Here is a 26,683-nt window from a genome sequence, read left to right as displayed (position 1 = left end):
CCCCAAACCCCCCGATACCCTCCACACCCCCATGCATTATTGACACTTCACGACGCACTACTGTGGAGATGGGCTTCGAGAACGATCTGCGGAGAGCGGCGGATATCATCGGTGATGCGGAGTCGGTGACGATCGTCTCCCACATCGACGCCGACGGCATCAGCACGGAGGCGATCCTTGCGCAGGCGCTTGCCCGCGAGGGTATCCCCGTCACGTCCGTCTTCGTCCGCCAGCTCGAACCGATGGCGATGCGCCATGTCCCGAGGGACGGGTCCCTGAAACTCTTCGCCGACCTCGGGGCCGGGCAGCAGAACCTTCTTGAGGAACACGGCCTTTCCGCCGACGAAGTCCTGATCCTCGACCACCACGTCGGCCAGCCCTCCGGCACGGCCTACCCCCAGGTGAACAGCCTTGACTACGGCATCACCCGGATGAGCGCCGCCGGGATCGCCTACCTGGTCGCAAAGGCGATCGATTCCACAAACATCGACCTCGCCAAACTCGCCGTCATCGGGAACGTCGGGGACATGATGGCCCGCGAGAACTGCGGGCTGGTCGGTCCGGCACGCGAGATCGTCCAGGACGGCGTCGAGTACGGCAACATCCTCGTGCGGGGCCGCGACCTGAACTGTTACGGGACGTCCACCCGCCCGCTCCATGTCTGCCTCGGCTACTGCGACGACCCCTATATCGACGGAATCTCGAACAACACGAACGCCGCACTCCGGTTCCTCGAGCGGCTCGGCGTCGAACTGAAGAACCCGCGAGGCGGGTGGCTCGTCTGGGAAGAACTCCCGTTCGACGACCGGCGCACGATCATCAGCGCCCTCGCCCAGCAGCTCATTGCCCACGGGAGGGAGACCGACCGCCTGCTCGCCGAGACCTACATCTTCCCCGACGAACCGGAGCGGACGCCGCTCCGGAACGCCTCCGAGTACGCCACCCTCCTGAACGCCTGCGGCCGGTGGGCAAAACCCCGGATAGGGAGCAGCATCTGTCACGGGGAGCGCGGGGAGGCCTATCGCGACGCCGAGCATATGCTCGCCCACCACCGGACGGTCATCCGCGACCTGCTCCAGTACATCCTTGATACTGGAGTCACCGAACTCTCGCACCTCCAGTACGTCCACACCGGCGACCGCTTCCCCGACACCATCGTCGGGATCGGGGCAGGCATGGCGCTCTCCAAACTGAACTGGAAGAAGCCCATGATGGTGCTCGCCGCGATGGTGGACGAGCCGGAGGTGACGAAGGTCTCGATGCGGACGAACGAGTGGGCGCTCGGCCGCGGGGTCGATCTCTGCGAGGCGCTCATCGAGGCGGCGGCAGAGGTCGGCGGCGCAGGCGGCGGGCACCGGATCGCCGCCGGAGCATTCATCCCCCACGATACAGAAGAGGAGTTTGTTGATGGTGTCAACCGAATACTCAAACGACAGTTCGCTTCGGCGGATCCGGACGATAGCTGACTTCCAGTTCGGCGCAGGAGCCGGAGCCGCGATCTTCCCCGACGAGTGCGCCTTCCAGTTCTCGACGACCGGGCGCATCCGCCAGGTGCGCCTCGGAAAGGAGAGGCTTGCGACCGTTCGCGCGCAGGACGGCCGCCTGACCCTCGGAATAGCCGCAGCGGAGCGGCTCGCCGTCCATCTCGCCCCCCCGGCCTATCGGGTGGCGGTGCAGGAGGACGTGGCGCCCTTCATCGCGGACGGGAAGAACGCGATGGCGAAACACGTCGTCGCTGCCGACGAGGGCATCCGCGCAGGGGACGAGGTGCTGGTGGTGACCGGCGACGACGTCCTCCTCGCCACCGGGGCAGCCCTGCTCTCCGGGCGGGAGATACTGGCATTTAATTACGGTGTAGCGGTAAAAGTACGGCAGGGGAGAGGTTCCGAATGTTTCCAGGAAAGATAAACCCGAAAAAGATGAAGCAGATGATGAAGCAGATGGGCATGGAGATGGAGGAGATCGAGGGCGTCGAGAAGGTCGTCATCTACACCCCCGCGGGAAACTACGTCTTTGACGATGCCCAGGTCGTCGCGACCACCATGCAGGGGGTCACCACCTACCAGCTCACGGGGGAGGCCCGGTTCGAAGAGGCCGTCCCGGAGATCCCCGACGACGACGTCGCCCTCGTTGCATCGCAGGCCGGGGCAACCGAGGAGGCCGCACGGGCGGCGCTCGTCGAGACCCGCGGCGACATCGCCGAAGCGATCCTGAAACTCGCGCAGCAATGATCGAGACCGGCGAACGTCTTCTGCTCGTCGGCAATGACCGCGAGTACTTCGTGACGGCGGGCGAAGGAAAGTTCTCCACCGACCGGGGGATGATCGATCTCGGGGCGCTCGTGGGCATGAACCCCGGAGAGGAGATCCGGACTCACCTCAACGTTCCGTTCACCGTGCTGCGCCCCCGGCCGACCGACTTCTTCGTCCACGCAAAACGGAGCGGCGCGCCCATGCTCCCGAAGGACATCGGCATGGTGATCGCCTACACGGGGATGAACCGCGACGACTGTGTCCTCGACGCCGGAACCGGAAGCGGCGTCGCCGCAATCTACTTCGGGAGCATCGCCAGCAGCGTGAAGACCTACGAGGTGCGCCCGGAGTTCGCCCGGCTCGCGGAGAAGAACATCCGAAACGCCCGACTCGATAACGTCGAGGTGGTCGCCGCTGATATGCTCGAAGCGACCGGCGAGTTCGACGTCGTGCACCTTGACCTCACGATAACGCCGGCACACGTGGAGCACGCCTTCTCGCTCCTCTCGCCCGGCGGCTATCTCTCCTGCTACACGCCGTTCCTCGAACACACGTTCGTCGCGCTCGACGCCGCAACGCCGCTCTTCCGCGACGTTCACTGCTACGAGTGCATGGAACGGGAACTGACGCGCTCCGCCCGGGGGACCCGCCCCTCGACCAGGGTCGGTCACAGCGGTTACATCACGGTCGCGCGAAAATAGAGAGTTAATGTTCCTTCAGCGGGTGTTCCCACCCGGTGTAGCCACAATAAATGCAGCATTCCCCGTCGCAGTGCCTGCACTTCTGCGAGGGTTGCGGCACCATCACGGTGCCTGTTTTGTTGCAGTACATGCACCCGAGCCCCTCGCAGTGGCAGCAGACTTCAGGCGCGTACTCTACATTCTCTTCGGACATGCGCTTCTTCTCCTGAAAATAGTATGAGGCGGGCGAAGGTGACAAAGGTTGTCATGGGGGTAGGGCACGCCCCCGAAAAAAAGGTATTTAGTGGGTGCGCGGCGAACCACTATTCAGGAGAGAAGAGGGGCGGAACAATCCGGGCTCCCGTGCCGGATCAAATGCCCCGGAAGGTAGCCGCACGATGTATCACATTATCTCGATCCGCGATTTTGAAAGGAGCGATCTCGATTACCTGCTCGACCGGGCGCAGGAGTTCGACACCGGCAATTATCGGCCCGGAATGCTTGACGACAAACTCGTGGCGCTTCTCTTCTTCGAGCCCAGCACCAGGACAAGGATGTCGTTTGCGACGGCGATGGCCCGGCTCGGCGGAAAGTCGATCAGCGTCGATTCCGTGGAGGCGAGTTCAATCGTCAAGGGAGAGACGCTCGCAGACACCATCCGGGTGATAAGCAGCTACGTGGACGCCATCGTGCTCAGGCATCCGAAGGAGGGAGCGGCCAGACTCGCAAGCGAGTTCGCCACGGTGCCGATCATCAACGCCGGCGACGGCGCGGGGCAGCACCCGAGCCAGACGCTGCTCGACCTCTACACCATCAGGCAGTCGATGCCGGTCGACGGGATCGACGTCGGGCTTTTAGGGGATCTCCGCTACGGCAGGACGGCGCACTCACTTGCACTTGCCCTCTCCCTCTACGGCGTCACGCTGCACACGATTGCACCGGGGGGGCTCGAGATGCCGGCAAACATCGCCCTCGAACTGCGGGAGCGCGGCATGGAGGTCGTCGAGCACCCGAACGTCGAGGAGGCGATCCGGGAACTCGACGTCCTCTACGTGACGAGGATCCAGCGCGAACGGTTCCCGGACTCGGCATCCTATTACAACGTCGCGTCCAGTTACCGGATCACGACCGACCTGCTCGACGGCGTGAAAGAGCGGCTGATGATCCTCCACCCGCTCCCGCGCGCGGGAGAGATCGACCCGGCGGTCGACCGCACGCCGTACGCACGCTACTTCGAGCAGGCGAGGAACGGTGTCCCCGTCAGGATGGCGCTCCTCCACGAGGTGATGAGATGAGCCGGAAAGATCCCTCACGAGGGCTGCTCGTCAGCCCCATCAAGAACGGCACCGTCATCGACCATATCACGGCCGGCGAGGCGCTGAACGTGCTCCGGATCCTCGGTATCACCGGGTCGACCCGGGAATGCCTGAGCATCGCGACGAACGTCGAGAGCAAGCGGATGGGGAAGAAGGATATCGTCAAGATCGAGAACCGCGAGCTCCGGACGGAGGAGGTCGACCGAATCGCCCTGCTTGCGCCGCATGCGAAGATCAACATCATCCGCGACTACAAGGTCGTGGAGAAGAAAGGCGTGGAGATTCCGGAGATTCTCCGGGGGGTAGTCAGGTGCCCGAACCCCGGCTGCATCACGAACACGAACGAGCCTGTCGCGAGCACGTTTGAGGTGCTCGACAAGGGACTGCACTGCCTCTACTGCGACTGGCTGATCAAGGACGATATCGCAAACCACATCATCTGATCAGGCGTCCGTGCCGGTCGATCTCGCCCCGGCAGATACGGGTGCTCGAGATCCGCCGGCCGTCCTCGGCGAGGACGCAGGAGATCTCGTGAAGGTCCACCTTTCTTTTCCCGCGCTCGCGCCGGATTTCGTTGATCTCCACGGCGACCGGGAAGGTCTCCTCGGAGACGACGAGGATGTCGAAGTCCGCAACGATGGCGCTGCCGTAGCGGTCGGCAAGCGGCTCGACCGTCCACGTTGCGGTGTAACCGTGTTCGCGGATAAACAACGTGATGTTCTCAAGCCGTTTTTTGTAGTTGTGGACGGGGTGCACCTTTGCACCGGCAAACTCGTCGGTCGTCAACCCGATGATCACCTCTCCGTCGGGCCCGGCGAGCTCGAAGGAGCGGGAGAGGAGTTTCCGGTGTCCGGCATGCAGGGGATCGAACGTCCCCCCGACCATCACTTTCATCCAGAGGCGTTAGCCGCGAGGGGTTTTATGGGTAGTGATCGGTGGTGGGGGGTGCGAGGGTTCGTAGAACCGGAGTTTGAGCACCGTCAGGTGCGAGCTGTCCCCGTCTCCCGGTTCACTCTATCAAGCGGGTACGAGGAAAAAAGAATAAAACGCCTCTCCGGCCACGTCAGTACTTATACCACCGCCCCTTCTCGTCGTACTCTCCCTGCTGTATCTGGGAGACGCCCGCGTGGTTTCTGAAGAAACTCGCCTTGTAGGCGTAGAGAAAGACCGAGAAGAGCACGATCACGACGGCATAGACGATCGCGGTGATCCATATCCCTTCCGTCCCGATGAGCGCGAGGAGATCCTCCGGCATCACCGCCTGGAGTTCGTCGGGGCTCATGGTGGTGAGCGGTTCGAGTTTCTCCAGGAGGAGAGCCGTCCAGGCAAAGAGGGCCAAAAACCCGAGCACCGCGAAGACGACGATGTTTGTCAGGTAGAAGACGAGAACGCTGCCGAGGTTGTTCATGACGAACTCAATGCTCCTCCGAATCGACTCGAAGACGCCCGTCTCTTCAAAGACCGCCACGGTGTCGTAGAAGAACGTGAAGAAGGCGATCGAGAGGATGACCCCGAGGAGGAGCGGGGCCATGGTTGCGGCGGCTCCGGCACCGATGAGCGCGAGCGGTATCGCGAGCAGAATGATGGTCAGGATGACCGCGAAGAAGATGACCAGCGCCGGGAGGAGTATCCGGAAGTAGTAGGTCTTCCCCGACTGCACGAACTCGCCGACGGAGAAGTTCTCCGCACGGATCGTGCCGTAGACGCCGCCGGCTAAAAACGGCGTCACGAGAAGTTGCAGGAGCGCCAGAGGCTCCGTGTAGAACGCCCCGCCGTAGATGGGGATGACGAGGTTGAGAACCGCGAGAGCGCCCATGACGAGGCCGACCGACCAGAGGACGGGGTGCTGCCGGAGGAGTCCGGCGGCACCGGTGACCGATTCGAGCGTCATGCTCACCGGTTCCTCGGCATGGCGACGATCTCGCGCACCTGCAGGTCGAAGAACGTTGCGGTATGCGCGGGACGGATGACGCAGACGGTATCGGCCCCGGTCGCAGTGCCTCCGACCGCGACCACCTCTTCATCGACGCCGACCGCTCCCTGGTCCGCCGCGATGAGGATACACTCCACCGCGACCTTCAGGCCGACCGCGACCGTCCGCCGCAATGTCTCGGCGATTGCTTCCGTGCGGGAACTCCCCCCGAGTCTCGGTGAGCGGGATATCGCGCGCTCGAGCCCGGAGAGCGCGTGCGTGCCGGTGACGATCTTCGCGCCCTCCGCCCGGAGGGTCCCGGCCGCCTCCGGCGAGAACTCCCACTCGCCGGGCTTTGAGAACCCGACCGCGTGGGTGACGACGATCAGTTCGAGGTCGGTTCCCGCCATTGCATCCCGGAAGGCAAGAGCCGTCCGGCCGCTGCTGCTCGCGACAACGATCTTTTTGAGGCCGAGTTCCCGCGCCCGCTCGACGGCGAACCTGGCGGCGTCGCGGGTGTTCTCTACGCCCGGCGCATCGAAGTAGTAGGTATTCCGGGTTACGAAACTCATGCAATCATGTTGTCGCTGCTCCTAATTGAACCTCCCATACCGGTGGTGGGGGCTGCAACGGGACGGCCAGGGCCGCTATGCCGGGGAAAGAAGGTGATATAATGGTGGATAGCCCAACACTACTCTCAGCCTAACGGTGCGGCAGGAGTTCTCATGATTACACTCGCCATTGCAGGAAAACCAAACTGTGGAAAATCGACGTTTTTCAGGGCGGCGACCCTTGCCCAGGTTGAGATCGCCAATTACCCGTTCACGACCATCGATGCAAACCACGGCGTCGCGTACGTCCGGACAGCCTGCCCGTGCCGGGAGATGCAGGTTCCGTGCGAGAACTGCCGGGACGGGGTCAGGTTCATCCCGGTCGGGCTGATCGACGTGGCGGGTCTCGTCCCCGAGGCGCACCTCGGGCGGGGGCTCGGCAACCAGTTCCTCGACAACCTCCGGCAGGCGGACGCCGTCATCCAGGTCGTCGATGCCAGCGGTGCGACGGATGCCGAAGGGAACCCGATCGATATCGGTTCGCGTGACCCCATAAAGGATATCGAGTTCCTCCAGTACGAGATGTCGATGTGGATGTACGGTATCCTCTCGCGTAACTGGGCGAAACTCCTGCGGCAGGCCCAGGCGAGGGACTTCTCGCTCGAGGCGGCGATTGCCGAGGTCTTTGCCGGCCTCGGGATCACCTACGAGCACGTCCGCGACGCCACCGGGGCGGTCGGGATCGAACTCCGGACGGCGGGGGAGGAGGACCTGATCCGGTTCTGCCGGGAGTTGATGGCGATCAGCAAGCCGATGCTGATCGTTGGGAACAAGGCCGACCAGGCGCCGGAGGAGTGCCTTGAGCGGCTCGTGAAGCACGACGTCATCTTTGCAAGCGCTGCAGGCGAGCTTGCGCTCCGGATGGCCGCGGAGGGGAAGTTCGTCAGTTACCTCCCCGGCGACCGGAGTTTCACCGAGAACCCCGGGGCGAACCTCAGCGCCGCGCAGCGTGCCGGGCTCGCGAAGGTCGCGGAGTTCATGCAGAAGTTCGACGGCACCGGCGTTCAGAAGGCGCTGGACGCCGCGGTCTTCAACCTCCTCGACCGGATCGTCGTCTTCCCGGTCGAGGACGAGCATAAACTCACCGACGGCAAGGGCAGGGTTCTCCCCGACGCGTTCCTCATGAAGCGCGGGTCGACCTCTCGCGACCTCGCCTACCAGGTTCACACCGATATCGGCGAGGGGTTCCTGTATGCCATCGACGCAAAGACCGGGATGCGGATCAAGGACACCCAGGAACTGAAGAACGGCGACATCATCAAGATCGTCAGCGTCCGGAAGTGAACCGGGGGCACGGGGAGGCGGGACGCCTCTCCTCCGCGCTCCGGGGAGCGAACCGACGTCTCACGCGAACCGGTGCAGATCGGCAGGCATTTATATGACCTTGAGAAATATTCGATCATCATGAGCGGCGAGGTCTACCAGGCGCAGGTCCTCCGGAACTTCTTCGACACCATCACCGGAACGGACAGGAACCTGACCCGGATCTACATGTGCGTGATGAGCCTCGCCAAGCTCCGCATGGAGTCCCCCGAGAGGATGACGTTCCTCGTGGACCAGCTCCGCAAGTCCAAACAGAAGCGGGAACTCTCGGTCGATATCATCGATTACATGTGCGACGTTGCGCGCGACCTCGAACTCGGCACCGTCCAGACCGCGTTCGGCGTGAAGGATATCAACACGGTCGCCGACGAGTTCACCGGGATCAGCCTGGACTCGCTCTGATACTTTTTTTCGGGAGCAGCCATTCGGCTACCCCGGGGTCTCTCGATATTGGCTCCTTCCTTTATCTGTCCCCGGCTATCCCGTCCTTAGGGGCAAATTCATTCAGTGCCTCGCGCGGAGGGGCGAAGGCCACATTTCGTTCTATCAGGGGGCCAGAGAAGAGTGCGCGAGTGCCCCCTTTTACAGATTTCGTGGGGGTATCGCCATGACTGCCCCCGCCCGGAGGGTGGGGGAGGAGCGCGAAGCGCGGGCGGGGTGGGGGTGACGAAAGGGCTTACACGGTAGAGACAGGGGAGGGGGGCTGCTCCCCCCTCCCCGTCGGCCCCTCCCCCAATGGCGATATCCCCACGGTCCACTGTACGGGGAGATTCAGGAGAAGAACGGAGTCCCGGGGCGCTCCCAGAGATGCGGCTTCCCACCGGCTATCGCCACGCACTGCCCCCGCCCCTCGGGGTGGGGGAGGAGCGCGAAGCGCGGGCGGGGTGGGGGCTACCGAGAGGTCATACACGGTGTAGAGACAGGGGAGGGGCAAGCCCCCTCCCCGCAGGCCGCCTCCCCCAATGGCGATGTCCCCACGGTCCACTGCACGGGGAGGTGCTGGAAAAAAGAGTGGGACTCTGGCTAGCTCCGGAGGATTGGGTGGGGGCTACCGGGAGAGCCTTAGAGAGTAGAGACCAAAAAGGAGTGGAGCCCCGGTTCGCCCCGGGATATGACCCCAACTTCTGCCGCCCCGCGACGACAGGCACCGCTACCGTACTGAGACCGCGGAGGAGAACTCCCCCCGGTCAGCCCGCTCATCGGGCCAGCTTCTCTTTATACCCTTCCAGGATCTGGATGATGAAGCGCTGGTGCTCCTCCAGCGCCTGCTCGTCGTCGGGGGAGGTCTCGATCCCGACAGCGTAGAGCAGGATCAGCGCGTTGTCGAGGTCGAGAACGGTCGGGTCTTCGACCTGATCCTTTGCGAGACGGACGGCGAGATCGTCGTAGTCCTCCTCCGTGAAGAGATGCTCGGGATTCGTCGTCACCCGGGACTCGGCGAAGCCGCCGGCACGCTCCCGGAGGATCAGGAGCGCGCGCTCCAGGGTTCCGGGGCGCGGAGTGATCGCATCGAGCCGGGCAAGCGCCTCCGTGCTCTTCTCCATCGCGTTTCCATAAAGCCCGAACTTATACGTCAGCAGGGACTGTGCGACCAGGTGGCCGGTCTCCTCGTCGATAACGGCGAGGAGCGGCTCAATCCTGCCGATATATTCATTTAACATCTGCTTCATTGTCTTCTCCTGTAGTTTCGGCGCATTAAACACTTTTTCTACCCGAACTGCAAGGAAGGTGATCGTTGCCGCGAAGACCGTCTGCACGATTACACCGCCCGAACTGATCTCATTGGGTATGACCAGGATGAGAAACGCGAAGAGCGGCGTGAAGAGCGAGACGAGATCCCGCCGGGGTTTTTGGTAGGCCTGGTAGCAGAGGATGCACGAGGCTATCACGCATCCTGCGACACCTGCCCAGACGGCATAGGGAAAGGCGACGGATGCGAGCAGCAGTTCGATTCCGATTCCCAGAAACGAGACTGCGGGGACTGCTAACCAGAGGCGTGGCTCTGTTCCGGGTGTTGTGATGGTATTCGTCATCGACCGTCCTTGTACCATAATTATGCGCAGAGGGTAAACAGGGTTTCCCCCGGTGGGAGCGGCGTCTCGCCGATCAGGGGGACGGAAGATCGGGTACCTCGACCTCCGTATCCCGACCGGCGAGGGCAGCCGTGCGTGACCGGAGACTCTCGCGCTCTGCGGCATACGAGGCCTGTAGCGTCTCCCGCTGGCTCTCCGCGCGGGCCTTCGCGGCAGCCTTTGCCTCGGCCTCCCGGCGCAGTCCCGGGAGCGCGGTCTCAAGGCGCTGCTCCTCGACCACCGCCGGGAGCGCGGCCCGGGCTTCCTGCTCTGCCGCCCGCTTCGTCCTGCAGTCGTGCTGCTGCTCCAGCGCCCGCTTCATCGCGGCAGGCAGGGTTTCGGCGTCGGAGAAGAGGCGGAGTTCGTCCTGGTTCTTGAGGGGGAGATCCCCCTGCCCGATCATGGCGAGAATGACCGGCATCGCCTCTTCGGTCGGGCCGACCGGGTCATCTCCGTCACCCGTATACGCGTCGAGCGCCCGGTCGATCGACGCGGCAGCCGCGCTGTCGCCCGCCTTTTCGGCCACCTTCCCGGCCTTGCGGAAGACGTGGACGACGGTGGTCCGGAGTGTCGCCATCTCCCGACCTGCCTCCTCGGCCGTGGCGTCGAGTGCCCGGAGCCTCTCCTCGATCTCCTGCTTTCGGGCATAGTCCGGGCGCTGGTTGAGGGCGGAAAGTTCCTCTTCCGTCTTGTGGATCGCACTCTCCGCCTCCGCGAGCGCCGCCCCGTATTCCCGCACCTGACCCTCGGCGGCGGCGTACTCCTCGCGGATCCGGAGAAGGGACGCGTGCGACTCCCGCACGTCTTCCACCTGATGGCGGCCGTCACGCGCCCGGGCGAGGGGCTCGTTCATCGTGTTGACCTCCCGCCCCAGGTCTTTGACGGCTGCGCGCACCTCCTTCATCTCCTCCGGGTAGACAGAGGAGAGATACTTCCCCTGCCCTTTCAGCGCCTTGAGCGAGCCCTTCAGGATCTCGGCGGCGGTCGCGTAGAACGCTTCGGGGTCGCCGGAAGGCTCGTGGGAGAGGATCTGCCCCATAGACTTCGTGAACCCCGGTAGCGCCTTTTTCGAGATGTCGCGAAGCCGGGGATGAACCTCTTCGTTCCCCTCCGCCCTCTCCATCCCGGCGATCGCCTCCCTGAGGTGGTCGAGGGTGCCGCGGATCGCCTCGCGCGACGGGGCTATTGCACCGGAGAGTTCGCGCCCGATCTCCTCATCGCGGGCGTCAAGCCACGCAGGGAGGTCGTCGAACGAGAGTTTCAGGCTCTCCTCCTCCGGTTCGGTTCGCCGGAAGAGGTCTCGCAATTGCTTGAACATGGTTCATCCGATTTGGACGGGTGTACTCATCAGGGTTCCGCCCGTCAGTCGCTCCCCGCGATCCGCTGCAGCCGCTCCACGCCGTGGATCTCGCGGATGACGTCCACTACGGCAGGGGGAACCAGGTGCTCCCACGGTTCGCCGTCGAGCATCCGTTGCCGGATAACGGTCCCGGAGTGCGTCAGCCGCTCGTACATATCGGGCGACTGGACGTCGACCCCGGCCTCGGCGAAGAGTTGCATGACGAGGGGGTTTGATGAGTAAACCGTATCAAACGGCGGGGTCATCGCGCGGACGTGGGCGACCCAGAGGGCGTTGCGCTGGACGTCCTCGATCGGGATGACGTAGAACGGGCAGTCGAGGTCGGCGAGCGACCGGGTCAGCATCAGCACCCGCTCCCCCGCCGTGAAGGGGTTCGCCACGGTATGGGAGACCTGGGCGCTCCCCACGCCGATGACGATCTCGTCAGCGGTGCAGGCGATTCTCTCCAGCACCGACTGGTGCCCGTTGTGGTAGGGCTGGAACCGCCCGATGTAGAACCCCCGGCTCATTCCCGGTCACCCCCGTGCGCGACCTGCGCGGCAAACGCGCCCGCCGTGAACCCGGCGTCGATGTTCACCACCGCAAGCACCGAGCACGCCTGGAGCATGCTCGCAAGCGCAGCCTCGCCGCCGCCCATGTAGCCGTAGCCGGTGCTCACCGGAACGCCGATCACCGGGCGGTCGACGAGCCCCGCAACGATCGCGGGGAGCGTCCCCTCCCGCCCGGCGGCCACGATGAAGACGTCGGCCGGGATCAGGTCTTTCAGCGCCGAGAAGAGGCGGTGGATCCCCGCCACCCCGACGTCGTAGGCCGTCCTGACCTCACATCCCATCTCCTCGGCGATCAGCCTCGCTTCCTCGGCGACGGGGACATCAGACGTCCCCGCCGTGAGGATGGCGACGGTTCCGCGCCGGGGAGCCGGCCGATCCTCCGTCGAGAGGATGACACCCCGTGCCGCCTCCCGGTGCTCCATCCGGACGTCCGGCGGCAGCCGGGCGCGGAGAGCGTCGAGGTGCGCCGGCGAGACCCTTGTTCCGACGCACCTTCCGGCAGCCTTCACCTGCGCGAGCATGATATCGGCGAACATCTCCGGCTCCTTCCCCTCGGCGAGCACCACCTCGGGCATCCCGCAACGGACGCTCCTCCCGGTATCGATCCGGGCCATGCCGTCGATAATCTCGATGCGGAGCCCTTCGAGGGCGCCCGCCGCCTCGTCCTCAGATACCTCGCCGTTACGATACATCCGGAGGATGTCCCTGATGGTGGCATTCGGCAGCATAGTTCGATAACAAAAATAGGGGTGGAAGTATAATATTACTTCATCTCATGTCCTATCTTGCCTACGTCGCAGGGTTCGGCGTTGCCGTCACCATCTTCCTCTGGCTCCGCGACCTGCGGATATTCTACCGCACCGGCCTATCCGGCTACCGGAAGGCGGGGTACCTCGGGGTTCCCTACACGGCGCTCGCCCTGTTGGGCTTTTTCGTGACCGCATACGCCGAAGCGTGGGAGTACCTCGGCCTCGGGCTGGTCCTCCTTGCGCTCTACCTCCAGGGCCGGGTCGAGAGGGAGAACGTCTGGCTGCATGGCGAGGGTGCCCGCGAGCGGTTCTTCGGCAGCGCAGAGCGCATAAATGATAAGGGTTCGCGCAAGAGACTTTAATTCAGGAGAATATCGAATGCTTCAGAAACCACGGGGAACACGGGACTTTTTACCCGACGAGATGGAACGACGGCGACTGATCGAGCGGCGGATGCGGGAAGCGGCCCGCCGGTGGGGATACCGGGAGGTCTGCACGCCCGACTTCGAGAACCTTGAACTCTTCACGATGAAGTCCGGCGAAGGGATCATCGGGGAGATGTACGTCTTCGAGGACAAGGGCGGCAGGCAGTTGACGCTCCGGCCGGAAGTGACCGCGGCGGTGCTCCGGATGTACGTCAACGAGGGGAAAGTCCTCCCGAAACCGATCCGCTGGTGCTACTTCGCCGACTGTTTCCGCTACGAGCGCCCCCAGAAAGGCCGTTACCGCCAGTTCTGGCAGTTCGGCGTCGAACTGATCGGTGCGGACACCCCGTCCGCCGACGCCGAGGTGATCATGCTCGCCGACGATACCCTCCGGTCGACCGGCGTCACCTTCGACCTCCACGTCGGCCACCTCGCGCCGATGAAGCATCTCCTCGCCGACCTCGCGCCCGGCGACCAGCGGGCGATCATGGCGTATCTCGACAAACATGACCCGAAAGGGCTCGAGGCGGCGCTGGTCGAGAAGAACCTCACCCACCTTGCCGAACCTCTTGCGGCGCTCGGAGAGTGCCGCACCGTCTCCGAGGTCTTCGAGATCGCGGGCGATGTCCCCGAGCGCGCGCGGATCGAGGAGACGTTCGCGCTCCTCGACGCCCAGGAGATCGACTACCGGCCCGACTTCGGGATCGCCCGGGGGCTCGACTACTACACCGGGATGGTCTTTGAGGGGTTCGCGAAGAACCTCGGCGCGGAGAACCAGATCGTCGGCGGCGGCGCCTACCGGCTCGCCCACCTCTTCGGCGGCGACGACGTCGCATCCTGTGGGTTCGCCATCGGGTTTGACCGGGTCATGGTCTCGATCGGGGAGTTCGAACTCGCGCACGGGCCGGTCGTCGGCGTCGTCTTCACGCCTGATGCCCGCGCGCGGGCGCTCGAGGTCGCCCGGGCCTTCCGGGAGGCGGGGATCCGGGCCGAGGCCGACCTGATGGGGCGGGGGATGGGCGCCCAGCTCGCCCACGCCGCAAAGACCGCAGACTTCGCCGCGGTTCTCGGGAAGCGCGAGGTCGAGGCGGGGACGGTGACCCTCAAGGACCTCCACTCCGGCGAGCAGCAGGAGAGGAGCCTCGAAGAGGCCATCGCCGAGGTGGCACGGCATGGTGCTTGCTGAAGACCTGGCGAAGCAGCAGCGGAGCATCAGCATCGCGGAGTTCTTCGAGAAGAACAAGCACCTGCTCGGCTTCGACTCCCCGACGCGGGGGATCATCACCACCATCAAAGAAGCGGTGGACAACGCGCTGGACGCCTGCGAGGAGTCGGAGGTGCTCCCCGACATCTTCGTCGGCATCAAGAGGGTCGACGCCGAGGTCTACCGGATAACGGTCGAGGACAACGGCCCCGGTATCGTGCCGGAGAACGTCCCCCTGGTCTTCGGGAAACTCCTCTACGGCTCCCGGTTCCACCAGATCCGGCAGAGCCGCGGGCAGCAGGGTATCGGGATATCGGCGGCGGTGCTGTATGCGCAGCTCACCACCGGCATCCCGACCCGGGTCGTCTCACGGACGGGGGCGAAGGCGAGCGCGCACCGGTTCGAGCTGATGATCCGGACCGAGACGAACGAGCCGGAGATCGTCAGCCACGAGGAGATCGACTGGGACCGGACGCACGGGACCCGGATCGAGATCCAGTTCAAGAGCACCCTCGCCGCGAAGAAGCGGCTGGCGGACTACCTCCGCCTGACGGCGATCGTCAACCCGCACGCCCGGATAACGGCCGATATCGACGGCGAGGTGACGACGTTCGAGCGGGTTTCGGGCGAGGTCCCACCGTGCCCGAAACCCATCCTCCCCCATCCGCACGGGATCGAGTTCGGGGCGCTGAAGCGGATCGCGGCGGCGAGCACCGGGACCGTCGAGGAGTTCCTCGTCGGCAGTTTCTCCCGTGTCGGAAAGAAGACCGCAGACGAGATGATCGCGCTCGCAAAACTCAAACCCTCACGGAAGGTGAACAAACTCGATGCCGACGAGTTGAAGAGGCTCCTCGAAGCGATGCAGGCCGTGAAGGTCCCGGCCCCGCCGGCGCAGCAGTGCCTCTCCCCCATCGGGGAGGACCTGATCTGCCGGGGGCTTGAGAAGGAGATCCAGCTCGACTTCGTCAAGGCCCGCACCCGGCCGAGCGCGGTCTACGGCGGGCACTCGTTCATCATCGAGGCGGCGATCGGTTACGGCGGCAAGGTTCCGCCCGAAGGCACCGCCCAGCTCTTCCGGTTCGCAAACCGTGTCCCCCTCCTCTACCAGCAGGGCGCCTGCGCGATCACGAACTGTGTCTCGCAGGTGAACTGGAAGGGTTACGGCCTCTCGCAGCAGGGCCTTCCCATGGGGCCGATGCTCGTCATGGTCCACGTGGCGTCCACGAACGTCCCCTTCACGAGCGAAAGCAAGGACGCGGTCGCGTCCATCCCGGAGATCGAGCGTGAGATCGTCCTCGTCCTCCAGGAACTCGGCCGGGAACTCAAGACCTACCTCTACCGCCGGGACAAAACGAAGCAGCAGGACAACCGCGCCCGGGCGATATGCTCGATCATCCCCGACATCGCCGCAAAGGTGAGCGAGATCGTGGAACTCCCCCTCGTCGACACCTCTCCGATCGAGGGCAAGATCATGCGCAAGGTCGTCGCGAAGAAGCGGACGGTCAACGGGAAGGTCAGTATCAACGTGAACAACTACACGGCAAAGGAAGTCCCTCTCGTCCTCTACAACCTCTCCCGGGATGAGGCCGCGGACGCGGTGCCCCGGCCGGACTTCGTCGACAATATGGACGGGGAGTACAACAAGGTCTGGCGGCGCACCCTCGGCGCCGGTGAGGCCTGGCAGATCGTCTACACGGGATCGGGCGACGGGTCGCTCGACCTGCGCGGCGTGGAGGACAATGTGAAAGTGGTGGTGGATCTCGATGTCTAGGGAAGAGATGGATGCGCTCGCAAAGGAGCGGCTTATCGGTATCGCCCGTGGATGGTACGACCAGATGCGAGACGGCGTCGTGCCCTATATCCGGCTCCCGACGCGGACGAAACGAAATCTCACCTACGACGACGAGGGCGAGGTCTGGAAGTACGGCGAGAAAGAGAGCACCCGGGCGGCGACGAACGAGAAAGGGGCGGTCCATCTTCTGAAGATGGCCTATCTCATCGGGTTCTTGAAGCAGCAACTCGTGGAGAACCGGTCGTCGACCCTGAGAGAACTCTATTACATCTCCGAAGGGTGGAAGAAGGCGAAGTTCGCCGCCCAGGACGAGAGCAACCTCCTGATCGAGGACCTCGAGATCATCACCGACGTCCAGCGGGAGGCGTTCCACCTCCGGCCGGAGGAGGACGGCGCCTCGCTCTTCGGGCCGCTGCGGATACGGGAGAACACCCGCCGCGGCGCAAAAGAGATGCACTGCCAGGATGACGTCGGGGAGGCGGGCTACCCCATCCCGAACAACGTCGACAGCCTTGAGTTCGTCGACCACGACGCGAAGTTCGTCATCGCCATCGAGACCGGCGGTATGTACGCCCGTCTGATGGAGAACGGGTTCGACGAGGAGTACGGGGCGATCCTGGTCCACCTCAAGGGGCAGCCGGCACGCTCCACGCGCCGGGTCTTACGGCGTCTCAACGACTCGCTCAACCTTCCCGTGGTCGTCTTCACCGACGGCGACCCCTGGTCATACCGGATCTACGCGAGCGTCGCCTACGGCTCGATCAAGAGCGCCCACATGTCGGATATCCTGGCGACCCCCCAGGCGCAGTTCATCGGGGTGCAGCCCTCCGACATCTCCGACTACAACCTCCCCGCCGACCACCTCACGGAGCAGGACGTCAACGCCTTAAAGGCGGAACTGACCGATCCGAGGTTCGCGACCGACTACTGGCGCACCCAGATCAACCTGCAGCTCGAGATGAAGGTGAAGTCGGAACAGCAGGCGTTCGCGAGCCGGGGGCTCGACTTCGTGACGAAGGAGTACCTCCCGAAGCGGCTCTCGGAGATGGGGATTATCTGAGACCGCTTCCGAGGTGGCGCAGGGCCGCCCCGGTCGTCTCCCGGCCCTGGGGCGTGCGCTTTATGAACCCGATCTGGATCAGGTAGGGCTCGTAGACCTCTTCGATGGTCCGCACCTCCTCGCCGACCGAGATGGCGATCGTCCTGACGCCCACCGGCCCGCCGCCGAAATCGTCCGCGATGACCGAGAGGATCCGCCGGTCGAGGTCGTCGAGGCCCAGGTGGTCGATGCCGAGCATCGTCAGGGCGCGATCGGCCGTCTCGGCGTCGATACTCCCGTCCCCCCTGACCGTGGCGAAGTCCCGCACCCGGCGGAGGAGCCGGTTTGCGATCCTGGGCGTCCCGCGGCTCCGTTTTGCTATCTCATCCGCACCATCGGGGGTGATCGGGATCTGCATGATCCCGGCGCTCCGCTCCACGATCTTCGCGAGATCGGGAACTTCATAGAGGTTGAGGCGAAAGATGAACCCGAACCGGTCGCGGAGAGGGGAACCGAGCAGCCCGACCTTCGTCGTGGCGCCGATGAGGGTGAACTCCTCCAGCGGGAGCTGGACCGACCGTGCACCCGGCCCCTCGCCGATCATCACGTCGATGCAGGAGTCCTCCATCGCCGGGTAGAGGATCTCCTCGACCACCGGGTTGAGGCGATGGATCTCGTCGATGAAGAGGACGTCGCCGTGGGCGAGGGCGGTCAGTTGGGCGGCGAGGTCGCCGGGCCGCTCCAGCACCGGCCCGGTGGTGCTCCTGATCCCGGCTCCCATCTCGCGCGCGATGATCTGGGCGAGCGTCGTCTTCCCGAGGCCCGGGGGGCCGGAGAAGAGGACGTGGTCGAGGGACTCGCCGCGTTGTTTTGCGGCGGCGATGGCGATGGCAAGAGCCTCCTTGATCTGCGGCTGGCCCACGAACTCGTCGAGGCGCGCCGGCCTGATCGCCGCGTCATCGGGTTCGCCACAGAGAGGCGAGGGCGAGGGGATGCGTTCGTTCATGATCGGCGCTCCCGGAGGTATGCAAGAGCAGCGCGGATCAGGCTCTGCACGTTCGCATCAGGGAGACCCGGGAGGACGGCATCAACCGCCTCCCCTGCTTCCTGGGGTGAGAACCCGAGCGATATGAGGGCGCTCGCGGCGTCGTTGGCCCCGGTCGGGCGCCTGCCGGCGGCGAGGATATCCGCATGCTTCTTCATCTTCTCCTTCAACTCAAGGATCAGGCGCCCTGCACCCTTCTTCCCGATCCCCGGGATCCGGGTGAGCGTCTTCTCGTCGCCGTCGAGGATTGCAACGGCAAAGTCCTCGAACGCTATCCCGGAGAGGATGTTCATGGCGGTCTGGGGGCCGATGCCGGAGACCCCGATCAGGATCGTGAAGAGTTCCCGTTCGCGCTGGTGGAGAAAGCCGAAGAGTCGGATGTCGTCGTCGCGGACCACCATATGGGTGTGGACCGTGACGCGGCCCTGCGCCTGCCTGAGGGTCTCCAGCGCCGGTCCGGTCACCTGCACCTGGTAGCCGACGCCGCCGATATCGATCACCACCCACCGGTCGCCGGTGGATATCACGTCTCCTGAGAGTTGGGCTATCATCGTAGTTGCACCATATTGATGTGGCAGAGGGCGATGGCGAGGCCGTCGGCGGCATCGTCGGGCCGGGGCACCTCCTCCAGCCTGAGGAGCCGGCGCATCATCTCCTGCATCTGATGTTTATCGGCACGCCCCGACCCGGTGACCGCCTGTTTGACCTGGTTGGGGGTATACTCGGCAACCGGGACCCCGTGCTGTGCCGCGGCGAGGAGGAGGACGCCGCGTGCCTCGCTGACCTGCATCGCCGAGGTGGTGTTCCTGGAGAAGAAGAGCCGCTCCACGGCGACCCACCCGGGATCGTACTCGTCGAAGAGATCGGAGATCCTCGTGTGGATCTCAAGCAACCGCTCCTCGTGGATGCGGTCGCCGCCGGTCTCGATGCAGCCGTAGGTCAGCGGCACCGGAGATCTGCCGCCGGTGCTGAGGACACCGTAGCCGGTCCTTGCGAGCCCTGGGTCGATACCAATGACGATCATGGGTAAATCCGGTTTCTGTTCACTAAGGTATCGGTTCTCCTGGTTGATACCTTTTGTCGGCAGAGTTATCGGCCGGAGAGGTATTTTTTCAGCGTCGTCACCTTGTTCCGGATCGACGATCGTTCAATGCCAAAGAAAAAACTGATCTCCTTTGTAATGGGAGATCCACCCTTTCCCGGCCGGATCAGATTTGCATTCTGGCAGGCCGCGTATACGATCGCCGCCCCCCAGAGGGCCGCATCTCCCCGTACGAGCGGTGTTGCTGGGTGGTTGTGGAGTTTCTCGATGGTCTCCCGGCAATGATCAAGGATGGCGCCATCCTCGAACCTATCGCAGAATTCTTCGCACAGGGTGAAGATCGTGGTAGTGCGCAGCTCGTTGACATCTAACACCAGCGGTTCATTCCTGATCTGGTTGGAGATCTCTTTCCAGATCTCTTCGTTATCCGGGTCTATTCCGGTCAGCCTTATGATCTCTCTCATCGCGAAGTTGAGGAATGCATTGAGATCATCTATGTCAATGCCTGCCCCCCTTGCACTCATCAGGATTTGCTTGAAGAGAGCCTGACTCTTCTCCGGGCTGGTGGCGACTTCCTGGAAAGCCGGTTCCACCTCTTTCATGGCGGTAATGAGTTCTTGAGCATTTGCGAGGCGGCCTGATGCCTCCATGTGTATCAAGAATCGAGAGAGGATCGGAACGGCTTTTTCCGGCCAGTCGTCTGGAAAGGTCGGGTTTTGCGCCAGATCCTCGACCAGGCATTCCTGCACGGATCGAACATTCCATGCCTCTATCTTCAATCCGTAATGGTCATACATAAACATGCAAAAGGCCCCGACACTTTCTCCGGCCATACAGGCAGCTCTTTCGCCGTATGCCGCATCCTCTGCCTCAACAAACGCATTGATACCGGGCCCGATATCCTGGACGACGGCAGCCAGGGCGCTCGACTCCACCTCGGCGTCGACCGCGGTCTCATCCGGTTCTTCAGGAGCGATCTCGCCCGCGCTCCACCCCGGAGGATACCAGCGAAGTGCGGCAATTGGGTCATCGGCATAGCCACAGATGCCGTTTCTCGGGGAGTTGGCGATGATATCCACCCATTCGTGTTCGGGATCGACGGATTGGAGGCACTTGCGGCAGTAATAGCGTGGGTCCTCCTCTTCAAGATCGTCCCGGGTGAACTCGGCTGTATCCCCACATCGGTCACAGGAGATGGCCGGCCGGTCGTTTCGCGCGATCAGGCAGAGCCGACTATCCCGTGGAGCAACGGGTGTTTCCCCGATCACCTTCAGGTCCAGCGATGTGGTAGAGCCGAAGTCGTAGTCATAGGAGAACGTGCTGTCCCGGGTAAGGACATGGGAGAGAGGGATGTCCATGGCATCTGTGGAGCACTCAGCGTCCGACTCGTAGGTGACTTCTTCGATCAGAAAGGAACTGAGGTGCCCGCAACACTCCACCCACACGTCGCGGATCAACTGATCGAGGTCTCCGGGCCGGGCATCGTGTCGCGCAAGGACCACCAGCCAGTAACTCTTGTTGTAGTGCCCCTGGATCATGATGAGGAAGGAGGGATGTTTTCCAGCCGGCCATCCCGACGTTTGAAGGCATTCCATGCTGTGTTTAAGCACTTTACGCTTTGTCACGGGAGCCTTGCAGAGCAGGCAGGTACCGGGTGGAGATTTTGAGACCATTTATCCGAGGTATGATCACCATGAGATAATGAATGATCGCAGTCTGCTGTCTTCTTCGGGAACGCGATCGGGACGCCCCTCTGCATGCCCGGACTACTCGGATTGCGACCATTCGACGAAGGCTTCAGGAAGGTCATGTTCCGGGTGAAGGGGGGGCCTGCCCTCAAAACCGGGGCGGTGTACGCATTTGAGTATGAGACGGAGGACATCCTCAAACCCTTCGTGCAGAAGAGCCGGAGCGGGAAGACAACCTACCAGTACCCTCAGAGGTTCTACCACAGAATTACCGGCATCACGCTGGTATCGACTGAGCCCGACCTGGACTTCCTGCCGGACTTCTAACCCTCCAGAAATCATTTTAACTCACAGCGTTCACCGGGACGATACAGTACTCGAAGCGGGAGGAGTGGCGCTCCGAGCGGCCGACAATCCTCCGCAGTTCATACTACCAGGGGCGTACACATAGGTTCCAGAGAGCGGTCACAACTCATCCAGCCATTCAGCGATCGAGACGATGTGAACTGTCCGACCGTCGACGGTTGTCTCCGCCGACTCCGACGCAGTGACGACCGTCCCCTCATCAAGGCCATGTGCATCCATCGCCTCGACAAGCCCACGCATCTCCCGGTGCCTCGTAACATCATCCTGCAGGGACTGCGTCACCTGGATGGCCAGGACGATCGTCCGGCCAGACCTTACCAGGAAGTCGCACTCGTAGCGGTCCCGGTGGTAGAAGATATCGCCATACTTCTTCATCAGGGCGATGAAGACGATGTTTTCCAGGAGTCTCCAACGATTTTCGGAGAATGCAAATGCAACGGCATTTATAAGGCCGGGATCCACGAAATAAATTTTTTTAGGGTTTGCAACCTGTTTTTTTGCAGAATAATCAAATTTCATCAGGGGATACAGGAGGAACGCATTCCCGGCGTACTCGATGTACTCTCTCACGGTATCCGGTGCGATGTTGAGGGTCCTGGCAATCTGGTTGTACGAGGTGGCGTTCCCGGCATTTGATATAAGATAATAGAGCAGGTCTACAATCTCGCTGTTCTTCCTCAAACTGTTCGGATAGATGATATCCTTGAGATAGATCGTTTCATAGTAGTTTTTGAGTATCTGTATCTTCAGGTCCCTGTCCTTTTCGAGGACCACACGGGGGAAACCACCGTATTTCAGGTAGGTCTCAAAATGATGCCTCTTCTCGATGATTGTCGGGTTCAGAATACCCTGAAACCGAAGAAACTCAGGGAAAGAGAGTGGGTACACATAGCAGGAAAAACACCTGCCCGATAGGAGGCGGCTACTCTCCTGCCTGAGCAGCGAGGATGTGGAGCCGGTCAGGATACATTTGACCCCGCTCGTTGTGTCATAGAGAGTCTTGATGGTGGGCACCCAGGCGGGATAGTGCTGAACCTCGTCGATACAGAGATAGAGCCGTTCAAGTTCGGGGTGGCGGGCGAGATGGTCCTCGACGATGCGACGGATCAGCCAGGGATCGTCCGCCATCGAGAGGAGGAGGGGTTCGTCCATGGTGATGAAGAGGATGGCCCTGCCGGGCACACCCCTTCTGAGAAGGGAACTGATGATCTGGTACACCAGCGTCGACTTCCCTGTCCTGCGTGCACCGACAAGGAGGAGCACCTCAGGTGCATCAAGATACTGTTTCAGGAGAGGAAAGATGAAAGTCGTTCAACGCCGATTTCAAACTTTTTTCCAAACCACCAGGGGTTCTGGCTCTCGAGTGCGATCTGCAGCCTCTCGTCCATCTATCGATCATACTCGATGATAATCGATAAAAGTGTCGATTATGATCTACGATATCCCCGCGTTCCGGAAAACGCGTCAGGTGGACCCTTCCGCGTAGATCAGCCGATCCCGACTTCTTGATCTCATGCAGACTGTGGTCGCCTCGCCAGAGTCGTACCGGACTTCCCGGCCCGCCCCTTCAACCCCACAAGTTAAAGCACGCAGTCGTGGCAGTCCTGCGCTCCGCATGCCCGGTTCTCGATCTTCCACTCGAGCGCCCACCGCTTGATATCCTTGATCACCTCGACGAGTCCGAGCCCGCTTGCGGTGAGGGTGTACTCGCTCCTGACGGGGACGGTTCCGGCCTCCATGTGCTTCTCGACGAGCCCCTCCTCCTCCAGTTCCTTCAGGCGGGCCGAGAGAACCTTCGCCGTGATCCCCGGGAGGCAGTCCTTCACCTCGGTGAACCGCCGGGTGTAGCCCTCCCCCTTGTAGAGTTCGAGAATGATCAGGAGCGTCCACTTCTTCCCCAGGTATCTGACGGTCTGATTGACTGTACACTCGTCCTGCATGGTATAGTTAGAGAAACCTTCTCCTACTTATACTCAAGTATCAAATTGATATCTTGTATCAAAAAGATACCAAGGAGTGACATGAATGTTCTGCAACCAGTGTGAAGAGACGGCAAAAGGCCTTGGCTGCACCGTGCGCGGTGTCTGCGGCAAAGACGAAGAGACCGCCGGGCTCCAGGACGTCCTGATCTACACCCTCAAAGGGCTCTCGGTACGGAACCTCGCGGCGATGAAGAAGGGCGGCGGGAACCCGGAGGCAGGGAGGTTCGTCGCGGAGAGCCTCTTTGCGACCCTGACCAACGTGAACTTCGACCCCGCGCGGTTCGAGAGCGCGATCCAGGAGGCGGCCCGCATCCGCGACGCTCTCCCCCCCGCCGGGAGTGCGGAGCCTGCGGCCTGCACCTGGGCCCCGGCAAGCCCTGAGGCCATCGCGGCGAAGGCGCAGGAGATCGTCGCCGCACGGGAGAACGCTGATCCGGATCTCCAGTCGCTCCGCGACCTCCTTGTCTACGGGCTCAAAGGAGTCGGTGCCTACTCGCACCACGCCGCCGTCCTCGGCTACGAGGACGAGGAGGTCATGACCTTTATGCAGGAGGGCCTCGCCGCCACGCTGCAGGACCACACCGTCGACGAGATGGTCGGGTATGTGCTCGCGTGCGGCGAAGTCGGCGTGAAGGTCCTCGCCCTCCTCGATACGGCGAACACCGGCTCCTATGGGACGCCGGCGATCACGACGGTCGGCACCGCCGCAGGCGCGCGGCCGGGCATCCTGGTCACCGGCCACGACCTCAAGGACCTCGCCGACCTCCTCGAACAGACCCTTGGGGCGGGCGTCGACGTCTACACCCACGGCGAGATGCTTCCGGCGCACGGCTACCCGGGCCTTAAGAAGTACGACCACCTGGTCGGCAACTACGGCGGTTCCTGGCCGTTCCAGCGGGAGGAGTTCGAGCGGTTCAACGGCCCGGTCCTGGTCACGACGAACTGCCTGGTCCCCCCGAAAGACTCCTACCGCGACCGGGTCTACACCACCGGACTCGTCGGGTTTGCGGGGGTAAAGCACATCGGTGCGTCGCCGGATGGGAAGAAGGACTTCTCGGCCCTGATCGAGCACGCGAAGCGCTGCGAACCCCCGGCGGACCTCTCCCGTGGCGACCTGGTCACGGGGTGCGCCCACACCCCGGTTCTCGCGATAGCCGATACAGTCGTCGGTGCGGTGAAGTCCGGTGCCGTCAAGCGGTTCCTCGTGATGGCAGGCTGCGACGGCCGATACAGCGGGCGGGACTACTACACTCAGTTCGCGAAGGCCCTTCCCGCGGACACGATCATCCTCACCGCCGGGTGCGCGAAGTACCGCTACAACAGCCTCGGGCTCGGTGATATCGGCGGCATCCCCCGCGTCCTCGACGCCGGCCAGTGCAATGACTGTTACTCCCTGGTGGTCATCGCCCAGGCCCTCGCCGAAGCCTTCGGCGTCGGGATCAACGACCTCCCGATCTCCTACAACATCGCCTGGTACGAGCAGAAGGCGGTGCTCGTCCTTCTTGCCCTCCTCTCGCTCGGCGTCAAGGATATCACCCTCGGCCCCCGCCTCCCGGGCTTCGTCTCGCCCGGAATCCTGAAAGTGCTCGTCGAGAACTTCGGGATCAGGGGGATCGCGACGGTCGAGGAGGACCTCGAACGGATGGTGCCGGGGAACTGAATCCACTTCCTTTTCTTAAACAATTGGATTTTGTGGGCTCAGGTGGGAGCGTTTCGGGCTATGGAGGAGGTCGTCCCAAAAAGATCTCCGAACCTTCGGCATACCCTAATCGGAGCGCTTACTCCCTATGAATCTGCCATCTGACCCTCATCCCGGACATTGAGGGTGAAACGGCTTCCCATTGGATGTCGCACCTCCGGTGCTCCTGCTCCGGTTCTACGAACCATCGCATATCGCCACTCGGGGAGTGCGACTGGCCGAAGGGTGCGATGGGCCGAAGGGCCGGAGCTGGAGAAAACCGAAGGGTTTCGGGTCAGGAGCATGAGAAGAACGAAGTTCTTCGAGGGTCCGGGGAGGTGCGACCGGAGGGAGCTTGAGCACCGCAAGGTGCGAGCGGGTGCCCCCCTCCCGGTAACGGTGTTCTGGGACAACTCCGAGTTTTGCTGTCTGGGGCTGGAACGCGGGTGGGAAGACAAAGCCCAACCCGCTCTGAGAAGTATCTAAAACGATCGAGAGTTACAGTCTCCTGGAGGATGAGGATGCCATATAGATACGCGATCGAGGTAATCTACAGCGATGAGGACGAAGGGTTCATCGCCGTGGTCCCGGAACTTCCGGGGTGCTCCGCATTCGGCGAGACCGAGGAGGAAGCGCTCCGCGAGGTGAAGGTTGCCGTCTCCCTTCGGCTTGAGGCCGCCATCGAAGAGGGCAGGAGAATTCCGGAGCCTGTTGGGAGGGAGCGGCTCCGGGATATTCTTTCGGGGACAGGGGCCGCGTGCGGGCCGGGAGCGTGAACGGCAGTCCTCATGCGCGGGCAATCTCCGGGTGTTAGACATCTACAGGGCCAGCACACGGTTTTCCCATATGTCCTTCGACGGGAGGCGACCGCTACAGGACACCGGGTTCTGCCGCAGGGAAGGGTTAATGAGCAGGGGTGACGCAACCCTTTTTGCGGGCAGGTCCGATTGTACGTGGAATTGACCTGCTGTGAGGGGTCGGCCGATGCGGAAGGTGAAAGGAGAAGTGGATGAAGTTGACCGAGAGCGGATCATCGGTCAGCTCCGCCGGTGCCTTGACGGCAGGGAGGATATACTGCTCGGGTATCTCTACGGCTCTTTTCTCCGCCACGGCGAGTTCCATGACATTGATATAGCGTTGTTTGTCTCCGGGGAGAGAGATCCCTATGAACTCTACAAATATACCATGGGTATCGCATCCGACCTTGAGCGGTGTATCACGCCGAGGTATGAGATCGATCTCCGTCTCCTGAATGATGCGCCCGTCGAGTTCCAGTATGAAGTAGTGAAGACCGGCCGTCTTCTTGTCTCCCGGGATGAGGAGACGCGCATCGCTTTTGAGGCCGACGTGATAGCGCAGTTCCTCGATCTGAAATATCTCTACGATACGATTGACAGAGCTCTCCTCGCCAGGGTGGGAGAATGAGGCTTTTCCATCATATGCGGGAACTGGAGGAGGCTCTGAGGGACTGGGAGCGGTATCAACGCATCCCCAAGGAGCAGTTCCTGCAGGACCGGGATACGCAGAATATGATCCACCATGCCATGCTGCTATCCATTCAGTCGGCAATCGACATAGCGACCGATGTGATTGCGG

At 62.7% G+C, this 26,683-nt stretch carries 31 protein-coding genes; 17 read left to right on the top strand and 14 right to left on the bottom strand.

From position 1 onward, the window contains the following. Positions 1-68: 68 nt before the first annotated feature. From L21_RS11285 to L21_RS11270, 4 genes are read left to right on the top strand one after another with little or no spacing between them, the layout of a single operon-like run. Positions 69-1,466: a RecJ family nuclease gene (locus L21_RS11285; protein WP_074370570.1), complete on the top strand. Its 1,398-nt coding sequence runs from the start codon at positions 69-71 to the stop codon at positions 1,464-1,466. Continuing rightward, positions 1,408-1,908 carry a PUA domain-containing protein gene (locus tag L21_RS11280; protein WP_074370569.1) on the top strand — a complete coding sequence of 167 codons (501 nt, stop codon included), beginning with the start codon at positions 1,408-1,410 and terminating at the stop codon, positions 1,906-1,908. The genes L21_RS11285 and L21_RS11280 overlap by 59 nt, the downstream gene beginning before the upstream one ends. Then, positions 1,890-2,231, top strand: coding sequence for a nascent polypeptide-associated complex protein (locus tag L21_RS11275; protein WP_074370568.1), 342 nt, complete (start codon positions 1,890-1,892; stop codon positions 2,229-2,231). Before L21_RS11280 ends, L21_RS11275 begins: the two co-directional genes overlap by 19 nt. Further along, positions 2,228-2,953, top strand: a complete 726-nt coding sequence (locus tag L21_RS11270; protein WP_074370567.1) for a methyltransferase domain-containing protein — start codon at positions 2,228-2,230, stop codon at positions 2,951-2,953. Before L21_RS11275 ends, L21_RS11270 begins: the two co-directional genes overlap by 4 nt. 4 nt (positions 2,954-2,957) lie before the next feature. On the opposite strand, the gene L21_RS11265 is transcribed toward L21_RS11270, so the two are convergent. Further along, a complete protein-coding gene (locus L21_RS11265; protein WP_074370566.1) occupies positions 2,958-3,146 on the bottom strand; it encodes a hypothetical protein in 189 nt (62 codons plus the stop codon). A 184-nt stretch (positions 3,147-3,330) separates the two neighbouring features. On the opposite strand from L21_RS11265, the gene pyrB reads away from it, so the two are divergent. Continuing rightward, the gene (gene pyrB, locus L21_RS11260) at positions 3,331-4,227 is read left to right on the top strand and encodes an aspartate carbamoyltransferase (protein ID WP_074370565.1); all 897 of its coding nucleotides are present in this window, start codon (positions 3,331-3,333) and stop codon (positions 4,225-4,227) included. After that, positions 4,224-4,691 (top strand): aspartate carbamoyltransferase regulatory subunit, encoded by a 468-nt coding sequence (gene pyrI, locus L21_RS11255; RefSeq protein ID WP_074370564.1) that lies wholly within the window; start codon positions 4,224-4,226, stop codon positions 4,689-4,691. Before pyrB ends, pyrI begins: the two co-directional genes overlap by 4 nt. Here the strand turns inward: pyrI and L21_RS11250 are convergent. The 3 genes from L21_RS11250 to L21_RS11240 form a co-directional block, all read right to left on the bottom strand. Then, positions 4,684-5,142, bottom strand: coding sequence for a phosphopantetheine adenylyltransferase (locus L21_RS11250; RefSeq protein ID WP_074370563.1), 459 nt, complete (start codon positions 5,140-5,142; stop codon positions 4,684-4,686). The genes pyrI and L21_RS11250 overlap by 8 nt on opposite strands. 169 nt (positions 5,143-5,311) lie before the next feature. Next, positions 5,312-6,139, bottom strand: coding sequence for a DUF7847 domain-containing protein (locus L21_RS11245; RefSeq protein WP_074370562.1), 828 nt, complete (start codon positions 6,137-6,139; stop codon positions 5,312-5,314). Positions 6,140-6,141: 2 nt separating this feature from the next. Further along, the gene (locus L21_RS11240) at positions 6,142-6,732 is read right to left on the bottom strand and encodes a pyruvate kinase alpha/beta domain-containing protein (protein WP_074370561.1); all 591 of its coding nucleotides are present in this window, start codon (positions 6,730-6,732) and stop codon (positions 6,142-6,144) included. A gap of 153 nt (positions 6,733-6,885) precedes the next feature. On the opposite strand from L21_RS11240, the gene L21_RS11235 reads away from it, so the two are divergent. Both L21_RS11235 and L21_RS11230 read left to right on the top strand, forming a co-directional pair. After that, positions 6,886-8,055: a redox-regulated ATPase YchF gene (locus tag L21_RS11235; RefSeq protein WP_074370560.1), complete on the top strand. Its 1,170-nt coding sequence runs from the start codon at positions 6,886-6,888 to the stop codon at positions 8,053-8,055. Between the two features lie 120 nt (positions 8,056-8,175). Further along, a complete protein-coding gene (locus L21_RS11230) occupies positions 8,176-8,496 on the top strand; it encodes a hypothetical protein (protein ID WP_074370559.1) in 321 nt (106 codons plus the stop codon). Between the two features lie 794 nt (positions 8,497-9,290). Here L21_RS11230 and L21_RS11225 read toward each other — a convergent pair. The 4 genes from L21_RS11225 to larB all read right to left on the bottom strand — a co-directional run bounded on the left by L21_RS11225 (position 9,291) and on the right by larB (position 12,805). Next, positions 9,291-10,127: a hypothetical protein gene (locus tag L21_RS11225; protein WP_074370558.1), complete on the bottom strand. Its 837-nt coding sequence runs from the start codon at positions 10,125-10,127 to the stop codon at positions 9,291-9,293. 73 nt (positions 10,128-10,200) lie between these two features. Continuing rightward, positions 10,201-11,484 (bottom strand): hypothetical protein, encoded by a 1,284-nt coding sequence (locus L21_RS11220; protein WP_074370557.1) that lies wholly within the window; start codon positions 11,482-11,484, stop codon positions 10,201-10,203. Between the two features lie 44 nt (positions 11,485-11,528). Next, on the bottom strand, positions 11,529-12,035 hold the full coding sequence (locus L21_RS11215) for a nicotinamide-nucleotide adenylyltransferase (RefSeq protein WP_074370556.1): 507 nt from the start codon (positions 12,033-12,035) through the stop codon (positions 11,529-11,531). Beyond that, complete coding sequence (gene larB, locus L21_RS11210; RefSeq protein WP_074370555.1) at positions 12,032-12,805, bottom strand: nickel pincer cofactor biosynthesis protein LarB; 774 nt, start codon at positions 12,803-12,805, stop codon at positions 12,032-12,034. The genes L21_RS11215 and larB overlap by 4 nt, the downstream gene beginning before the upstream one ends. A gap of 47 nt (positions 12,806-12,852) precedes the next feature. Between larB and L21_RS11205 the strand changes: the two genes are divergently transcribed. Genes L21_RS11205 through L21_RS11190 form a run of 4 tightly spaced genes read left to right on the top strand, consistent with a single transcriptional unit; the run spans position 12,853 to position 17,307 of the window. Then, positions 12,853-13,188, top strand: coding sequence for an ABC transporter permease (locus L21_RS11205; RefSeq protein WP_074370554.1), 336 nt, complete (start codon positions 12,853-12,855; stop codon positions 13,186-13,188). A 16-nt stretch (positions 13,189-13,204) separates the two neighbouring features. Then, the gene (gene hisS / locus L21_RS11200) at positions 13,205-14,437 is read left to right on the top strand and encodes a histidine--tRNA ligase (protein WP_074370553.1); all 1,233 of its coding nucleotides are present in this window, start codon (positions 13,205-13,207) and stop codon (positions 14,435-14,437) included. Further along, positions 14,424-16,226 carry a DNA topoisomerase VI subunit B gene (locus L21_RS11195; RefSeq protein ID WP_074370552.1) on the top strand — a complete coding sequence of 601 codons (1,803 nt, stop codon included), beginning with the start codon at positions 14,424-14,426 and terminating at the stop codon, positions 16,224-16,226. Before hisS ends, L21_RS11195 begins: the two co-directional genes overlap by 14 nt. Continuing rightward, positions 16,219-17,307 (top strand): DNA topoisomerase IV subunit A, encoded by a 1,089-nt coding sequence (locus tag L21_RS11190; RefSeq protein ID WP_074370551.1) that lies wholly within the window; start codon positions 16,219-16,221, stop codon positions 17,305-17,307. Before L21_RS11195 ends, L21_RS11190 begins: the two co-directional genes overlap by 8 nt. Here L21_RS11190 and ruvB read toward each other — a convergent pair. The 4 genes from ruvB to L21_RS11170 form a co-directional block, all read right to left on the bottom strand. Beyond that, positions 17,300-18,292, bottom strand: a complete 993-nt coding sequence (ruvB, locus tag L21_RS11185; protein WP_074370550.1) for a Holliday junction branch migration DNA helicase RuvB — start codon at positions 18,290-18,292, stop codon at positions 17,300-17,302. The genes L21_RS11190 and ruvB overlap by 8 nt on opposite strands. Next, on the bottom strand, positions 18,289-18,882 hold the full coding sequence (gene ruvA, locus L21_RS11180; protein WP_074370549.1) for a Holliday junction branch migration protein RuvA: 594 nt from the start codon (positions 18,880-18,882) through the stop codon (positions 18,289-18,291). Before ruvA ends, ruvB begins: the two co-directional genes overlap by 4 nt. Continuing rightward, positions 18,879-19,355: a crossover junction endodeoxyribonuclease RuvC gene (gene ruvC, locus L21_RS11175; protein ID WP_074370548.1), complete on the bottom strand. Its 477-nt coding sequence runs from the start codon at positions 19,353-19,355 to the stop codon at positions 18,879-18,881. Before ruvC ends, ruvA begins: the two co-directional genes overlap by 4 nt. Positions 19,356-19,420: 65 nt before the next feature. Next, positions 19,421-21,046 carry a DUF6398 domain-containing protein gene (locus L21_RS11170; RefSeq protein WP_074370547.1) on the bottom strand — a complete coding sequence of 542 codons (1,626 nt, stop codon included), beginning with the start codon at positions 21,044-21,046 and terminating at the stop codon, positions 19,421-19,423. A gap of 135 nt (positions 21,047-21,181) precedes the next feature. Between L21_RS11170 and L21_RS11165 the strand changes: the two genes are divergently transcribed. Then, a complete protein-coding gene (locus L21_RS11165; protein ID WP_143727290.1) occupies positions 21,182-21,388 on the top strand; it encodes a hypothetical protein in 207 nt (68 codons plus the stop codon). A gap of 138 nt (positions 21,389-21,526) precedes the next feature. Here L21_RS11165 and L21_RS11160 read toward each other — a convergent pair whose 3' ends face one another. Beyond that, complete coding sequence (locus tag L21_RS11160; protein WP_256713112.1) at positions 21,527-22,645, bottom strand: ATP-binding protein; 1,119 nt, start codon at positions 22,643-22,645, stop codon at positions 21,527-21,529. A gap of 362 nt (positions 22,646-23,007) precedes the next feature. Beyond that, complete coding sequence (locus tag L21_RS11155; protein WP_074370545.1) at positions 23,008-23,367, bottom strand: winged helix-turn-helix transcriptional regulator; 360 nt, start codon at positions 23,365-23,367, stop codon at positions 23,008-23,010. An 85-nt stretch (positions 23,368-23,452) separates the two neighbouring features. Here L21_RS11155 and hcp point away from each other — a divergent pair, with 85 nt between their 5' ends. The 4 genes from hcp to L21_RS13925 form a co-directional block, all read left to right on the top strand. Beyond that, positions 23,453-25,069 carry a hydroxylamine reductase gene (gene hcp / locus L21_RS11150; RefSeq protein WP_074370544.1) on the top strand — a complete coding sequence of 539 codons (1,617 nt, stop codon included), beginning with the start codon at positions 23,453-23,455 and terminating at the stop codon, positions 25,067-25,069. A gap of 539 nt (positions 25,070-25,608) precedes the next feature. Continuing rightward, positions 25,609-25,863 (top strand): type II toxin-antitoxin system HicB family antitoxin, encoded by a 255-nt coding sequence (locus L21_RS11140; protein ID WP_074370616.1) that lies wholly within the window; start codon positions 25,609-25,611, stop codon positions 25,861-25,863. Positions 25,864-26,092: 229 nt separating this feature from the next. After that, a complete protein-coding gene (locus tag L21_RS11135) occupies positions 26,093-26,512 on the top strand; it encodes a nucleotidyltransferase domain-containing protein (protein WP_256713110.1) in 420 nt (139 codons plus the stop codon). After that, positions 26,509-26,683: HepT-like ribonuclease domain-containing protein (locus tag L21_RS13925; protein WP_143727288.1), on the top strand; the 175-nt coding region annotated here is incomplete at its 3' end. The genes L21_RS11135 and L21_RS13925, both read left to right, overlap by 4 nt.

This window comes from Methanoculleus chikugoensis (assembly GCF_900095385.1).
Classification (GTDB): Archaea; Halobacteriota; Methanomicrobia; order Methanomicrobiales; family Methanoculleaceae; genus Methanoculleus; species Methanoculleus chikugoensis_A.
The sequence above is the reverse complement of the archived record's forward strand: the minus strand, read 5'-3'. Positions and strand labels throughout refer to the sequence as shown.